General features: G+C 38.4%; 12 protein-coding genes. 7 read left to right on the top strand and 5 right to left on the bottom strand.

Going from position 1 to position 14880, the window contains the following annotated elements; translation table 11 throughout:
• Positions 1 to 5: 5 nt before the first annotated feature.
• Positions 6 to 986 (bottom strand): CDP-diacylglycerol--serine O-phosphatidyltransferase, encoded by a 981-nt coding sequence (pssA, locus tag DC083_RS07925; RefSeq protein WP_109189660.1) that lies wholly within the window; start codon positions 984 to 986, stop codon positions 6 to 8.
• 418 nt (positions 987 to 1404) lie between these two features.
• Here pssA and folA point away from each other — a divergent pair, with 418 nt between their 5' ends.
• The 4 genes from folA (at position 1405) to DC083_RS07945 (ending at position 4580) form a co-directional block, all read left to right on the top strand.
• A complete protein-coding gene (gene folA, locus DC083_RS07930) occupies positions 1405 to 1911 on the top strand; it encodes a type 3 dihydrofolate reductase (protein WP_109189661.1) in 507 nt (168 codons plus the stop codon).
• Positions 1912 to 2142: 231 nt separating this feature from the next.
• On the top strand, positions 2143 to 2901 hold the full coding sequence (gene cysZ / locus DC083_RS07935; RefSeq protein ID WP_109189662.1) for a sulfate transporter CysZ: 759 nt from the start codon (positions 2143 to 2145) through the stop codon (positions 2899 to 2901).
• A gap of 43 nt (positions 2902 to 2944) precedes the next feature.
• Positions 2945 to 3826, top strand: a complete 882-nt coding sequence (locus DC083_RS07940; protein WP_109189663.1) for a DUF726 domain-containing protein — start codon at positions 2945 to 2947, stop codon at positions 3824 to 3826.
• 247 nt (positions 3827 to 4073) lie between these two features.
• Positions 4074 to 4580 carry a flavin reductase gene (locus DC083_RS07945; RefSeq protein WP_109189664.1) on the top strand — a complete coding sequence of 169 codons (507 nt, stop codon included), beginning with the start codon at positions 4074 to 4076 and terminating at the stop codon, positions 4578 to 4580.
• An 80-nt stretch (positions 4581 to 4660) separates the two neighbouring features.
• Here the strand turns inward: DC083_RS07945 and DC083_RS07950 are convergent, their stop codons facing one another.
• The gene (locus tag DC083_RS07950) at positions 4661 to 5659 is read right to left on the bottom strand and encodes an MDR family oxidoreductase (protein WP_109189665.1); all 999 of its coding nucleotides are present in this window, start codon (positions 5657 to 5659) and stop codon (positions 4661 to 4663) included.
• 696 nt (positions 5660 to 6355) lie between these two features.
• Here DC083_RS07950 and DC083_RS07955 point away from each other — a divergent pair.
• Positions 6356 to 6541: a hypothetical protein gene (locus tag DC083_RS07955; protein WP_109189666.1), complete on the top strand. Its 186-nt coding sequence runs from the start codon at positions 6356 to 6358 to the stop codon at positions 6539 to 6541.
• Between the two features lie 181 nt (positions 6542 to 6722).
• Here the strand turns inward: DC083_RS07955 and DC083_RS07960 are convergent, their stop codons facing one another.
• The 3 genes from DC083_RS07960 to DC083_RS07970 all read right to left on the bottom strand — a co-directional run bounded on the left by DC083_RS07960 (position 6723) and on the right by DC083_RS07970 (position 11417).
• Positions 6723 to 8015, bottom strand: coding sequence for an AmpG family muropeptide MFS transporter (locus DC083_RS07960; protein ID WP_229822294.1), 1293 nt, complete (start codon positions 8013 to 8015; stop codon positions 6723 to 6725).
• A 19-nt stretch (positions 8016 to 8034) separates the two neighbouring features.
• Entirely contained in the window at positions 8035 to 9066 is a 1032-nt protein-coding gene (mgtE, locus tag DC083_RS07965) for a magnesium transporter (protein WP_109189667.1), read from the bottom strand.
• Between the two features lie 713 nt (positions 9067 to 9779).
• Positions 9780 to 11417, bottom strand: coding sequence for a bifunctional metallophosphatase/5'-nucleotidase (locus DC083_RS07970; RefSeq protein ID WP_157954909.1), 1638 nt, complete (start codon positions 11415 to 11417; stop codon positions 9780 to 9782).
• Positions 11418 to 11811: 394 nt separating this feature from the next.
• Here DC083_RS07970 and trkA point away from each other — a divergent pair, with 394 nt between their 5' ends.
• Together trkA and DC083_RS07980 are read left to right on the top strand one after the other, a co-directional pair.
• Positions 11812 to 13191 carry a Trk system potassium transporter TrkA gene (gene trkA / locus DC083_RS07975; RefSeq protein ID WP_109189669.1) on the top strand — a complete coding sequence of 460 codons (1380 nt, stop codon included), beginning with the start codon at positions 11812 to 11814 and terminating at the stop codon, positions 13189 to 13191.
• A 97-nt stretch (positions 13192 to 13288) separates the two neighbouring features.
• Complete coding sequence (locus DC083_RS07980) at positions 13289 to 14500, top strand: argininosuccinate synthase (RefSeq protein WP_026878639.1); 1212 nt, start codon at positions 13289 to 13291, stop codon at positions 14498 to 14500.
• Positions 14501 to 14880: the final 380 nt, after the last annotated feature.

Consider the following 14880-nt stretch of genomic DNA (forward strand, 5'->3'; position numbering starts at 1 on the left):
CTACTTTATTTATCTTGTGAAGTTGTCTCTGAGTGTGATGCGGTCTCTTCTTGAGTTGACTGTTTATCAGTAGCGGTCAACTCCACAGCAGTTTCTTTAATCTCAGCGCTATCAGTAGCTGTAGCCGATTTTGCTGCTCGATGAGCTCGTCTAGTTGCTCGATCTTTAACGCGACTCTGTAATTCTCGGCGTTTACGGAAACGCATTACAGCATAAATTGGACCTGAAAGGCCATACGCCAATAGAATTAAGAAGATTGCTTGGCCGGGGAAACGCACAATACAAACCGCTAAAATTCCTAATAGGATCACAAGCAGTACCCAATAAAAGAAAGGTACCGGATTTTGGAAACGAATATCTTTAAAGCTGAAGAATTTAATATTCGTTACCATCATCAAACCACTATAGAGCGTTAATACGAGCGCAATATAATCTTTCCAAGGTGAATCAAGGCCGATATTCTCACCGAACCAAACGAATCCCACCACAATCGCAGCAGCTGTTGGGCTTGGCATACCGACAAAGAAACGTTTATCCACTTTGCCAATTTGGACATTAAAGCGCGCTAATCGAAGCGCCGCACAAGCCAAATAGATATAAGCCACCACCCAAGATAAGCCCCCAATTATATTAAAATGGCTCTCTTTAAGCGCCCAAAGATAGATAATCAGCGCCGGTGCAATCCCGAAAGAGATAAGATCTGACAGTGAATCATATTGCTCTCCAAAAGCGCTCGCACTATTGGTCATACGCGCAACACGACCATCTAAACCATCAAAGATCATTGCAATAAAGACTAAAATAGCCGCTTTGGTAAAGCTTTGTGGCATATCCGCACCGCCATAAGCGCCATAGTAAGCATCTAATGCCATTAGGATCGCAGAAAATCCACAGAGCATCGAAGCTGTGGTAATGAGATTGGGTAAGGCATAAATCGCATTATTTTTTCTTTGTGCCGGTTTGTTGGAATCTTTTTGATTACTCATTGTTTATCCATCATATTCATAAAAGTAAGTCATTATTATAACACTCTCCCCCTTTTTATTAAGGAAGAAGTTTAAACGAATCCTGATCTACTTCGTTGTTTGTAACTTTAAACCTCGAAAATAAGATTAGAGTAAACTCGATAAAGAAAAATTTACTGCCATTAATGATCAATAAGATAGATCATAAAGGGCGCAATGATCATCATTGTTCAATTCAAAATAGAGGCGCTTATCCTCAACGGATATTTTGTAACCTTTCGTGTTAAACTAAGAACTCTTTTAGTAATCCGCCATTGCTTTCCTATGATTCCTAATCTTAGGTTTGATGATCTTATATTTTCTGATCTCATATTTAATAAAATATATGTGATGAGATCATAATGGCTTTAATAATTTCTCAATTTGATGCGATAAAACTATGTCAAAACCTATTATCTCTCTCATCCTTGCTATGGCCGATAACGGCACTATTGGTAATAACAATAGCCTGCCTTGGCATCTCCCTAAAGATTTACAGTTTTTTAAACAGAGCACGCTCGGTAAACCCATTATTATGGGCAGAAAAACCTATGAATCGATTGGAAAACCATTGCCAGGTAGAGAGAACTTAGTGGTTTCAAGAACGGTCACTGAGATTACTGGTTGCCATACCTTTACCTCATTAGAAACAGCTATTGAGTATGCTGAAGAGATTTTAGGTGCAAAAGAGATCATGATTATGGGTGGGGCAAAACTCTATCAAAGCGCACTTCCCTTAATGAATCGCCTCTATCTTACCCATGTTCACGCTGACATTGAGGGTGATACTCAAATGCCACCATTTGATTTTACTGGCGCTACTGAGATTTTTAAGGAAGCGCATCATAAAGATGAGAAAAATCAATATGATTATACCTTTGAAATTTGGGATTTCCCGGCTAAATAGATTATTTGAGTCGCGTACTATAGCGCGATCATTAATATTGTTCGCGCTGAATATTTCAAGCAATAACTTATGATTACTTGAAATATCCATTCTCTAACACTATATAATGGCAATAATATTGTTTATATTATGATTTAATCTAGTTGCTTAATCTAACTTAACTTTAATGATAATTTAGCTTAGTGTAGTTCAATTTGATTAAGCATCATTAAAATATGAGGATCTCTTACCATGCGTGCCACTGCATCTCAACGCAATAACCAAAATGGCTTACAATATTTTCTTGAGGGCTTTCGTTTAATGATGCGCCCCGGAATGAAGCGTTTTGTCTTTATGCCAATATTGGTGAATATTATTATTTTAGGGGGCGCATTCTCTTGGCTCTACTTACAAGTAGACGATTGGATTGAATATCTTTTAACCCACCTTCCCTCATGGCTACAGTGGCTTAAATATCTCATGTGGCCTATGGTATTAGCCTCTATTCTTCTAATATTCGGTTATTTCTTTAGTGCGCTTGCCAATATCATCGCAGCCCCCTTTAATAGTTTTTTAGCAGAAAAAGTAGAAGCTGAACTGCGAGGTATACCAGCAGAATCAATGCCTTGGTCTGATGTGATTAAAGATATTCCAAGAACACTTCACCGGGAGTGGACACGTATCAAATATTATATCCCGCGCGCCTTACTCATCCTTATTATCTCTTTTGTACCGGTGATCAACGTGGCAGCGCCATTTCTCTGGTTTATCTTTGGTGCTTGGATGTTGACCTTACAGTATTGTGATTACGCCTTTGATAATCATAAGATCTCTTTTCCTGTAATGTTAGCGAGCCTCAAACAAGATCGCATTACCAATATGCCTTTTGGTGGTTTAGTCTATATTGCCACTATGGTACCGATCTTAAACCTCTTTATTATGCCGGCTTCTGTCTGCGCAGGCACTGCTCTCTGGGTGGATCGTTATCGGCAGAAACATCTACCACAATAATAGAGGAATCTTTGACTTAATTTATCCCCAAAAAGGAAATGTAATGAAGAAGCACCCGCAAGACAAACTGACAACGGCTGAAATTACAGAGATTGTAGAAAAACTCAAAGAGCAACCTGATGATCGCCATTTTGGGCAAAAACTCGGAGAAATTTTTTTAGGGGATTATTTTGCAAAAGATCAACACTTTAATCTATTAAAACTCGAAAAAGCGCCTCAAGCGGGTGATGATTCTCCTGCGCAAAAAATCATTCTTATTAATGGCTTCTTAAATGATAAAGCTAAAATCTTTGAAGATTGGCTAGAGGCCTACAACGATATTCCAGATAATGTTGAACTTTATGGCTTAACGTGGGATTCAAAAGAGATAAATGATTTTATCAAAAGCTTTGTCTCGCCTTCAGCCGCCGCCTCGACACTTATACGTCGAACGCCTTGGACAATGGTTGCTTATGGTCTTATCGCTAACCCGTGGCATGTTTCTATGAAAAAGGCTGAAGATGCCGGCGAGATACTCGGAGAAATTTTGCAACAAACTCAAGATTCCTACTCACTTGCAGGGCACTCCCTAGGTTGCCGAGTAATCTACTATACTGCAGAAGCATTACTACAACAGCCCGAGAAAAAACTCCACAACCTCTATCTACTGGGCGGTGCAGTCGGGAATCAAACGGAAGATTGGGAAAAAATTGCCGATCATATTACCGGCAATATCTACAATTGCTACTCTAAAAATGATGATACATTACGCTATGGCTACAAGATCGCAAATGCAGGATTGAGTAAAGCAATAGGCTACTACTGTATTAAAAGTGAACATCCTCGTATTCATAACATCGATTGCACTGAGATTATTGCAGGTCATGATAAATGGAAAGAGAATTACCCTGATGTGTATCGCTTGATAACCCAACAATCATCCTAAACATTGGTTCTTTTCTACCAGTCCTCCCTGTTTGTGAGATATCTTTTTATATTTCCGATATTGTATTTTATGTTTTTGATTCTGATTCTATTGATCTTTTCAAAGAATGATGCGCTCTGTGATTATTTTTTGCAAAATGATATTTAATCGCTAGAATCAATAGAGCTAACAATAATAAATATGAAAAATCAAAATATGGGAAATCTTGCATCACATTGCTAAGATGCCAGTAAGGGATACAAAGGGTATGGATTCACAACATCAAGATGTAAAAAAAATTTTTCGAGATGCAATGGCAACACTCGGTGCAGGTGTTAACGTTATTACGACTGATGGTCCGGCTGGATGTGCGGGATTAACGGCAACTGCAGTGGTTTCTATTACCGATACGCCGCCCACGATGATGATCTCAGTAAATCGCAATAGTGCGGTGAATGCAATCTTTAAAGAAAATGGCACAATGGCTGTCAACATCTTGAGCGCTAAACAACAACTTGAGGCTGAATATTTTGGTGGAATACATCCGGTCTCTATGGAAGCTCGCTTTGCCCGTTTCCCGTTTGAAAAAGGGGCATTAGGACTACCGCTGCTAACAGGTGCCCTCGCACAACTCGAGGGTCATATTATTGAAACCTATGAAGTCGGCACCCATACACTCTTTATTCTAGAACTCTTTGAAATTCGGGCTTCAGAAGAGAAAGAGGCGCTGATCTATTTCAATCGCGCCTTCTATACTCTAAAGCATCCTTCTTAATCCTAGATTTAATCAAAGGTTAAGTCTGAGACTTTGTTAAATTACGTTACATTTAATTACATTGTGCCAGGTAAATCCAGTTAAGCAATTTTTACGACAAAGCGCCCTTTAATAGTCCCTGAAATCATCGCTTCTGCAACTGAGCTCACTTCAGAAAGCGGAATCTCTGTCACTTTATCCTGAAGATCTTTTGAGGTCAGTAATCGACTCAATAACGCCCAAGCCTCTATCCGTTTCTTCTTCGGTGCCATAACGCTATCAACACCTGCCAGCGTTACGTCTCGTAAAATAAACGGTGCAACAGTTGTAGGAAGCGCCATATCACTGGCTAAACCACACGCGGCAACAATCCCACTATATTGAGTCTGCGCTAAAATATTCGCAAGAGGATGACCACCTAATACATCGACCGCGGCTTGATATTGCTCTTTCTGTAATACCTTTCCTTTCTCATAAAAGGCTGGATTTTGCTCAATTCTACTGACACCTAAAGCCTCAAAAAAATGCTCAGCATCCGCTTTACGAGTTAAAGCGACCGTTTTAAACCCTAATTTATTGAGCAACATTAAGGCTACCATACCAACCCCCCCTGTAGCGCCTGAGACTAATACCTCACCATCATCAGGCTTAATTCCATGCGCTAGTAAACGATTCACACAGAGCCCTGCTGTATAGCCTGCAGTTCCTAAGGCCATCACATCAAATTCAGTAAAAGATTCAGGAACCAGTAATAGATCCTCGCCCGGTACAAAAGCATATTCAGACAAGCCACCAAAATAACTCTCACTTAACCCTAGCCCATTCATAAAGACAAGATCCCCTACTTTGAGTTCTGTATGAGTGGTTTCTACCACTTCTCCAACAAAATCAATCCCAGGAATCATCGGGAAACGTCGAGCAATTCGCCCTTTATTAGTAATCGCTAGTGCATCTTTATAATTGAGCGTTGAGTAATGAATTTTCACAAGCGTATCGCCATCAGCTTTTTCACGTGCATTCGCTTTCAAAGTATCTAATGATAACGTTTGAATTTGGCAATGAAACTCAGGATTTTGCTCTAAGTAGAGGGCTTGAAACATAATATTCTCCTAGTTGTTTTATCAATATAAAAGCACCTACTCATCATAGCAGATATCACTTCGACATAATCGCTTCCCCTTAGAAAACCACCCTTAGATAAGACTAATATCAATTTTCAATTAAACTCTAGTAAATTAAAATCCAGTCAGACATATCCACAAATATACTCAAAAATATATTCATCTATTTTAATGAATTAGCTAAGAATATTTCGAGATAATCATATTGCTGTATTATCCAAATATTTTTTGATTGAACATAAAAATGTTGCATCTGCTGTAAGATAGCACTATACTAATTCAATGCAAATATGCATACTTTATTGTAGATGATCATTTTACTTCTTTATTTTTATATAACACTAACAATAACCATAGCGATCTCTACAATAAATTCGTTTAAAATTTTTTCTAACATTTGAGCTGTAATTTGACTTTTGTTAAGTCGCAATGTTTGCGCTAGATTGCATATATTGTTCAGGATCAATTTATCTGCATCCTTAAGTTCATAAAGTTATCTAGCCCTCTAGCTAATTTGTCGAAAAGACATTAAGTTATATAACATATTAAAAATTTAAAACCCTATTAAAAATGCGATTTTGTTCATTCGTAGCATAAATCACAAATTTAATAAGTCATAACTCAAAAATGAGTTATTCCTATCACCATATTAATAATAAAATTAGGAGATTTAATATGAAACAACCTATTGATAAAAATGGAAATGCGGTATCTGTCGGCAACTGCCTTATGAGAGATCAACAATGGGATACCATTATCCGTATTGACGATAATACCGAGCAAGTTTGGTACAAAAATGGTGGCTTCAATTGGTTTGAAGAGATCAAATATTTTATCCAACGTAATAGTAACGCTTGCTAAGTCATGGATAGTTCACTGCCCTGTTGTAGGTGCGCTTCCCAAGACTCAATAAATAGAAGAATATCCTTAGAGATATCTACCATATAAAAAGCCTGCATTCATTGCAGGCTTTGTCTATTCTAGTGCGCCATATAATAGCAACTCTTTTTCGTTGCTCAACTCCACTCAATAATTATGAATACTATTCTGGCGCTTTCAATCTCTGGATTTGGGGACGGAGCATGATAATCAGAATTAAACTAGGGATAAATAATACTGCCGTCATAATAAAGAAATCAGTCCATCCAAGTCCTTCTACCATAAACCCTGAAGCACCACCTAAAATACGCAACCCAAAAGCAGCTAAGGCACTTAATAGCGCATATTGTGTTGCTGAAGCATTTCGATCACAAAGTAGCCCTAAAAACATAATAAAGAGCGCACTTGAGAATCCTGAAATGAAATTCTCCGCACTAATGGCGACTGTCAGCATTGATGTACTACCAGGATAAGCAATAATCAGAAGATAACCTAGATTGGTAACGCCAATTAGAATCGCCGAAATAATAAGACTCTTATAGAGGCCTAATTGATTAATAATCGCACCAGCTAAAAATGCGCCCACTAATGTAGCGATTAAGCCATATACTTTTGTGACTAATCCAATTTGAGTGCCGGTAAATCCTGACTCATAGTAAAAGTTGGTGACCATGACTCCAGAAACGGCATCAGGCAACTTATAACAAACTACCAATAGTAAAAACCAAAGTGCTCTTTCCCGCTGAAAAAAGTGCACAAATCCTTCAATAAACCGATTTAAAACTCGCAGCAAGGCTTCCGAGGCACTCTCATTTTCTGAATGAGTAATAACTGTCTCTTTCGTCTTCGGCTCTGGGATCATCAGCGTTAATACAACAATGATGCCCATTAAAATCGCAATTATCTGAAAAATGAACGACCAACTATAACGATCAGATAGCATCAAAACGCCTGCGCCCATAAAGAGCATCGCAATGCGGTACATAAAGAGATACCCACTTGCACCATATGCTTGATTCTCTTTATCAAGATAATCGATACGATAAGCATCTACCACAATATCTTGACTCGCTGAAGCAAATGCTAGCAGAAAGATCATAAATCCTAAAAGATATGGACTTTCCAAAGGATCAACCCAAGCCAATCCTAAAAAAATGAGTGCGATGAAAATCTGAAAAAAGATAATCCAGCCTTTTCTTCTACCTAATTTTCCTAATATAGGCAGATGAAAAATATCCAATAAAGGCGCCCATAGAAACTTCAGAAGATAGGGTAAGCCCAAAAGAGAAGCAAGCCCGATCGTTCCCTTCTCAATATTGAGTGTTGAGAGCCAATAGGTGAGCGTTGAGAGCGTCATTAAAATCGGCAAGCCCGATGAGAAACCTAACAGGGCTACCGATAAATTTTGCTTCGAGAAATAGCGCATAAAACTACTCACCCAATTTTGATACTTCATAGGCATTCCTTATTATTGGCTAATCAAACACTAAGAAAAGACTTGCAGTACCAAGATAGATAAAGACACCGGCAATATCACAAATGGAAGTAATTAACGGCGTACTTGCAGTTGCAGGATCAAGTTTAAAGAGACGGAAGATAAAGGGTAAAATGGCACCCAATAGACTTCCGAACATAACAACTACGACCATGGCAATGGCAACAATCATCGCTGTTTCTGCACCAACATTATAAGCATTTCCTCGATAATAACCGATTAAAGAGATCGCTACCGCCATCGTTAAACCTAGCGCAAAAGAGACTAATGCCTCTTTACTAATCACCTTAAACCAATCTTTGACCGTCACATCCCCGACTGCCATAGCCCGAATCACAAGCGTTGTCGATTGCGATCCTGCATTCCCACCACTTGCAATTAAAAGCGGTAAGAAGAAGACAATATGCAGATACTTCCCTAAAAGATCTTCATAACTCGCAATTCCGGCACCCGATAAAAGATTCACAAACACAAGAATGACGAGCCAGCCAATGCGTTTTTTATAAAGCCAACCAAAAGAGGATTCTAATAATCCCTTATCCTCTTCATCGTCATCTACCGAGATGGAAGCCATTTTATGAATATCTTCTGTGGCTTCTTGTTGCATAACATCCATCATCTCATCCACATGTAATACACCAATCATTCGGCCATTACTATCAACCACAGGAAGTGTGACAAGATCACAATCTTGGAAAATTTTCGCTGCTTGCTCTTGGTCTAATTCATAATCAAGACGTAAGGTTGCCGGTGACATAATATCCTGCAAAACCTGATCTTCCTCTGCCCCTAATAATTGACGCAAAGAGAGGACTCCCACTAGGACACCCAATGGGTCAATCACATAACTATAATGAATGTTGGCCTTACCATGCACATTCTTCCTCAGATATTTGAAAGTTTCTCCTACGGTATAGCTCTCTGGAACGCAGATAAAATCAAAGTCCATCAAAGAACCAACGGTTTCTTCGGCAAAGTGTTGTGGGCGTTTTGCTGCATGTTGTGGCGCCATAAACATACTCCTGTAAGTAATTGTGACCGAAAAACGAGGTGAGAAACGTCTGTCTCTAAATTAGCTCGTATCTAAGCTATAATAGTTATAATCGGTTGAAATAACATCAGACGAAAATCGTAGCAGGGACATCTAGACTGATCTTAATAATCCCTATTTAAAGCATCCTAGCCAACTTAAATCATCGCAATAGTGCTAAATCTAGCGAAAAAGAATCATAGGAATGATCAGGTTTGAAAGGTCGACATTGTAGCTTTTATTACCAATAAATTCAATATTACCCTTTTTACCAATAAAAAGGGCTATAAAGCTAGTTATAAAGATAACAACAATAGTAGCGACAAAGATAACTATAGTAAGATCGGTTCAAAATAAACTCTTTTAAATGCCGGCACATCAACGGTTCAAGTCGAGAAAGCTTTTCTCTATCCGGCAATCTTGCAAGTATTGTTTAATGCGATTTGATGTTCGTTTAAAGCCCCATACTAGCTACATAAAAAACATTTTTCTTAAACCCAATTTACTATATCTATCATACTGTTAGTGATATGAAATTGATATGAAATAATAAAAAAGGGATTGTATTCTTTTCCTCTACAATCCCTTTCTCCCTCAATGAGATAATGCCTCAATGAGATAATTTATCTCACCATTTACTCATAACGATGTAGCATTAATGCTCTACAAAATTAAAGTCACTAGTTCATCATGGACTACTCTACAAGGATTAATCTAGGCGCTTCCATCTGAAATTGAAATTCACCCTGCTCATTCATCAATTCTGTTTTGACATAATCAATCAAAATATCCACCATTAAACCTTGAAGTAATAATTGTGGCTTCCCTTTAAACATCTCATAACCATCTCCACCAATGGCCATAAAATCATTGGTTGCTAAACGGTAGTTCGCATTAAGATCAAGCGGCTTTCCTTGAATCATGACATTGGTAACATGCGCTTTTTCAGATTGATCCCCATTAGGTGCAATAAGCTGATAAGTTAAACCTGCCACTTGTGGGAATTTACCAGCAACAGCAGGATAGGCATCCACACCATGATTTAAGGCATCCAGAATATCTTGACCATTCACCTCAATAACAGTCACTAAACCGCCAAATGGCAATACCGTTAAGAAATCACCATAAGTCACCTTACCCGCCGGAATAGAGGCTCGAATCCCCCCGCCGTTAGTCAATGCAATATCGGCATCTGTTGCCCAAAGCATTGAGTCTGCTAATAACTGCCCCAAGTCTGTCTCTTTACCCCGAACATTTTCCCGTTCGCCATTCAGATCATTGAGTAATGTGCCTACCTCAACTGCAGTCACACGCGCATTCTCTTGATTAATAGCTTCAATTGCATTACTAATCTCCTCATCTATCGGATACTGCATTGCATGGATAAAATCAATGGTTTCAGCTGTAATATCTACTAATTGATGATTATTAAACGTCAATGTCACAAGTCCAATATTTTCGAGATAATTCCCTGTCGATGCAATCATTGTATTTTTATAACGTTTCCCCTCCGGTAGCAGCGTATGGCTATGACCATCAATTAAAAGATCGATATCCGCCACCTGATCAAGCACTGAATAAGAGGTAATTTCTGATTCATCATCCATTCCTAAATGACTCAAGACAATGATGGCATCAACACCTTGTGCCTTTAATGCTTCAACTTCTTTTGCAGCAATCATCGCAGGATTAGCAAAATCTAAACCTTCGGTATTTTTAGGGGATGATTTGACCTTAGTTTCCGGCGTAGCCAAACCGATTACCCCAATTTTTAAACCATTGACTTCTAAAATCGTGCTACTTTCAAATACCGGTTGTTGATTCTCACTATTAAGGACATTCGCCGCTAATACGGGGAATTGTGCTTCTGCAATAGCGGCTTTTAAGTCCTCTTGCCCATAATTGAACTCATGATTGCCAAGTGTCATCGCATCTAAACCTATCTCATTTAAGAGACGGATCACACTCTGCCCCTTCGATAAAGTGGCAAAATTGGTTCCATGAATAGTATCACCGGCATCCAAAATTAATACTTGCTCAGGATAACGCTCCTTAAAAGTATTAATCGCCCCTTTGTAACGAGCATAACCTATTAATCCTTTATCGAGGGGTTTTCCATCTTTACCAGGAACGTCATCACCAATCACCCGCGCATGTGTATCATTAGTATGTAAAATATACACTTTTTGAATATGATCTTGTGTTTCTTCAGCAAAAGAGGCCACAGGAATCAACATCACAATCAATAATAACCATAATATTGTCTTTAGCAATATTGCTTGCTTCGATACCGAACGTCGGGCACGTCCCATATTGATAAGAGGTAACATCATCCACTCCTTTTGCATACTCTAAATAGGCATTAAAACTTGAATAATATCGATCATATTAATAATCATCTAAATATAATTTGACTCTCAATATAGCCCAAATTCAACAAATAACAATATAAATAACGATACAAATAACGACACAATGAAAATTTGAACAACAAAAAATTAAAAGATATTTAAACAAAAATTTAAAAAGGATTAAAATAATCTCAAAAAACAAGGCATTAATTAAAATTTAATAAAGACTTTAATAAAGACTTTAATAAAGAGTTAATATCCTGTATTCCTTTACATAAAAAGATAATACTATTCCTGAGAATCATGAAATTGAGATGCACAATTCTTCTCATTTACGGTATGATTGCACTATCTGAAATTCAAATAATAAGATCTCATGAAAATTCTAATATTAGGTGCTGGCCAAGTTGGCTCAACAGTGGCCCACGTCTTATCGAAAGAGGCGCAAAATGATATCACTATTATTGATAATCAATATGCGCCACTTGCTGCACTCAAAGAACGTTACGATATTCGCACTATCCGTGGTAATGCGGCATCACCGATCCTGCTTAAAGAAGCGGGAGCGGAGAGTATGGATGTTTTGATTGCAGTGACCTCAAGTGATGAGGTCAATATTGTCGCCTCACAAATTGCGCATACGGTTTTTGGCATCAAACTTAAAGTTGCCCGTGTTCGCTCACAAGATTATTTACGTGCAGGTGATCTCTTTGGCAATAAACTTGACTCCACATTCCATATCGATGTGGTCATTAGCCCCGAAACACTCATCACCAACTATATTAAAAATATCATCGAACTTCCTGGCGCTCTCGATGTACTTCGCTTTGCGAAAGGGGAAGCTTTAATTGTCTCAATGGGGGTTGAGAAAGATTCACAGCTTTTTGGCCGTCGCTTTTCCAAAATTAAACGCCGAACACGCCACCTCAATATCAACTATGTGGCTATCTATCGCGAGGGATGCGAGTTTATTCCCGAAGAAGATACTGTTTTAGAGGAGGATGATGAAGTCTATTTCCTCTGTGCTCGTTCTGATGCACGAGAAGTCATTGAACTCTTTCAATCGAAACAACGGATCGCAAAACGCGTTACTATTGCTGGCGGTGGCAATATTGGTGCAGCACTCGCCGAGGCACTAGAATCATTTGCCCATGTTAAACTTATTGAAGCAAGTGCTGAGCGCGCGAATGCACTCGCCTCTAAACTCAATCGTAGCTTAATTTTACATGGCGATTGTACTGATGAGACACTTCTCTTTGAGGAGAATATTGAGAATACTGATCTATTCTGTGCCCTGACCAATGATGATCAGACCAATATTATGGCAGCGATGCTCGCTAAACGATTAGGGGCTAAATTCTCAATGTCACTTATTAATCGATCTTCGTATCTGGAGATGATTGAAGATGAATCAAATATTGACCTAGCATTCTCCCCTCAACAAGTGACCTTGAGTACTCTACTCACCTATATTAGAAAAGGAGATATCGTTCAGGTATACTCTTTAAGATCAGGTGAATCAGAAGCGATGGAAATTATCGCCCATGGTAATGCAGAGACTTCTAAAATCGTCGGCAAATCCCTAGAGGGTATTCGCTGGCCTGAAGATGTGGTCGTTGCAGGTCTTATTCGCCGTGGTAAAGTCATGAAGATTGAACCTTCTATGTTTATAGAACAGAACGATCATCTGATTTTATTTATCACCGATAAAGAGAGTATTCCAGAAGTGGAAGATCTTTTTGAGCTTAGAAAATAAGCTAACCAATGATTGATTTCAATTAATAAATCAATAATTTACTATAAAATCACTTATCATAAATTATGATCAACACCAAAGTCGTTAGGAGACTAGAATGGACAAAATCAATAAAGTCGTGCTCGCCTACTCAGGCGGATTAGATACCTCTGTGATCCTTAAATGGTTACAAGATGAATATAACTGTGAAGTGGTCACCTTTACCGCAGATATCGGTCAAGGCGAAGAAGTTGAACCTGCACGTGAAAAGGCAAAAGCATTAGGCGTAAAAGAGATCTATATCGATGATTTACGTGAAGAATTTGCGCGCGACTTTATTTTCCCAATGTTCCGTGCGAATGCAATCTATGAAGGAGAATATCTTCTTGGAACTTCCATTGCACGTCCATTAATTGCAAAACGCCTTGTTGAAATCGCCAATGAAACTAATGCTGATGCCATCTCTCATGGCGCAACAGGTAAAGGAAATGACCAAGTGCGTTTTGAGCTTGGTGCTTATGCCCTTAAACCAGGCATTAAAGTTATCGCACCTTGGCGTGAGTGGGATTTAATGTCTCGTGAAAAACTCCTCGATTATGCAGAGAAAAATAACATCCAAATCGATCGTGGTGGTAAAAAATCTCCTTATTCAATGGATGCTAACTTACTTCATATCTCTTATGAAGGTTTAGTATTAGAAGATCCTTGGACAGAGCCTGAAGCTGATATGTGGCGTTGGACTGTTTCTCCTGAAGCAGCACCTGATAAACCTACCTATGTTGAATTGACTTATCGTCATGGGGACATTGTTGCTATTGATGGCGTGGAAACCTCTCCTGCGAATGTGATGGCAAAACTCAATAAACTCGCAGGCGAAAATGGTGTTGGCCGTGTTGATATCGTTGAAAATCGTTATGTGGGAATGAAAGCTCGCGGTTGCTACGAAACACCTGCAGGTACTGTAATGTTAAAAGCACATCGTGCTATTGAATCTATTACACTTGACCGTGAAGTGGCTCATCTTAAAGATGAATTAATGCCCAAATATGCAAGCTTGATCTATAACGGTTATTGGTGGTCTCCTGAGCGTAAAATGCTTCAAACAATGATCGATGAATCACAAAAATTCGTGAATGGTGTTGTTCGTGTAAAACTCTACAAAGGCAATGTCATTATTGTTGGCCGTAAATCAGATGATTCACTCTTTGATGAAAATATCGCAACCTTCGAAGATGATGGGGGTGCATACGATCAAAAAGATGCAGGTGGCTTTATCAAGTTAAACGCCCTTCGTTTACGTATTGCAGCGAGTAAAAATAGACATTTTTAATGATCTTTTAAGGTTTGGTAAAAACTTTTAACTAAAAAAGAATAATTACCTATGCAAATTTAAATAATAATTGCTATACTAAAATCCTTAAAATTCTATTCATAATTAAACCAAATCCCGCACTATCGAGAGATAATGCGGGATTTATTTATTTCGTCGTTTTATAGTCAATTTGGTTTAAGAAAAATGATTTTTTATGTAGCGAGTGTGAAGCTTTAAAAGAATATCAAACCGTACTAAACAACACTTGCAAGATGCCGGATAGAATAGCTTCCTTGTCTCTTACAGCCGATTCGCCGGCATTTAAATAATGCTTTTTTTGAACCGATCTTACTATAAAAAACATAAGATCTTACTAAACAATATTTTCAAGATGCCAA

This window comes from Ignatzschineria ureiclastica (assembly GCF_003121845.1).
Classification (GTDB): Bacteria; Pseudomonadota; Gammaproteobacteria; order Cardiobacteriales; family Wohlfahrtiimonadaceae; genus Ignatzschineria; species Ignatzschineria ureiclastica.

Excerpts from the sequence above, each read along its gene's own strand:
- mgtE (WP_109189667.1), bottom strand. The coding sequence starts at position 9,066 with ATGGCGCCACAACATGCAGCAAAACGCCCACAACACTTTGCCGAAGAA.
- trkA (WP_109189669.1), top strand. The coding sequence starts at position 11,812 with ATGAAAATTCTAATATTAGGTGCTGGCCAAGTTGGCTCAACAGTGGCC.
- cysZ (WP_109189662.1), top strand. The coding sequence starts at position 2,143 with ATGCGTGCCACTGCATCTCAACGCAATAACCAAAATGGCTTACAATAT.
- DC083_RS07980 (WP_026878639.1), top strand. The coding sequence starts at position 13,289 with ATGGACAAAATCAATAAAGTCGTGCTCGCCTACTCAGGCGGATTAGAT.
- DC083_RS07955 (WP_109189666.1), top strand. The coding sequence starts at position 6,356 with ATGAAACAACCTATTGATAAAAATGGAAATGCGGTATCTGTCGGCAAC.
- DC083_RS07940 (WP_109189663.1), top strand. The coding sequence starts at position 2,945 with ATGAAGAAGCACCCGCAAGACAAACTGACAACGGCTGAAATTACAGAG.
- DC083_RS07950 (WP_109189665.1), bottom strand. The coding sequence starts at position 5,659 with ATGTTTCAAGCCCTCTACTTAGAGCAAAATCCTGAGTTTCATTGCCAA.
- DC083_RS07945 (WP_109189664.1), top strand. The coding sequence starts at position 4,074 with ATGGATTCACAACATCAAGATGTAAAAAAAATTTTTCGAGATGCAATG.
- DC083_RS07960 (WP_229822294.1), bottom strand. The coding sequence starts at position 8,015 with ATGAAGTATCAAAATTGGGTGAGTAGTTTTATGCGCTATTTCTCGAAG.
- DC083_RS07970 (WP_157954909.1), bottom strand. The coding sequence starts at position 11,417 with ATGATGTTACCTCTTATCAATATGGGACGTGCCCGACGTTCGGTATCG.
- pssA (WP_109189660.1), bottom strand. The coding sequence starts at position 986 with ATGAGTAATCAAAAAGATTCCAACAAACCGGCACAAAGAAAAAATAAT.
- folA (WP_109189661.1), top strand. The coding sequence starts at position 1,405 with ATGTCAAAACCTATTATCTCTCTCATCCTTGCTATGGCCGATAACGGC.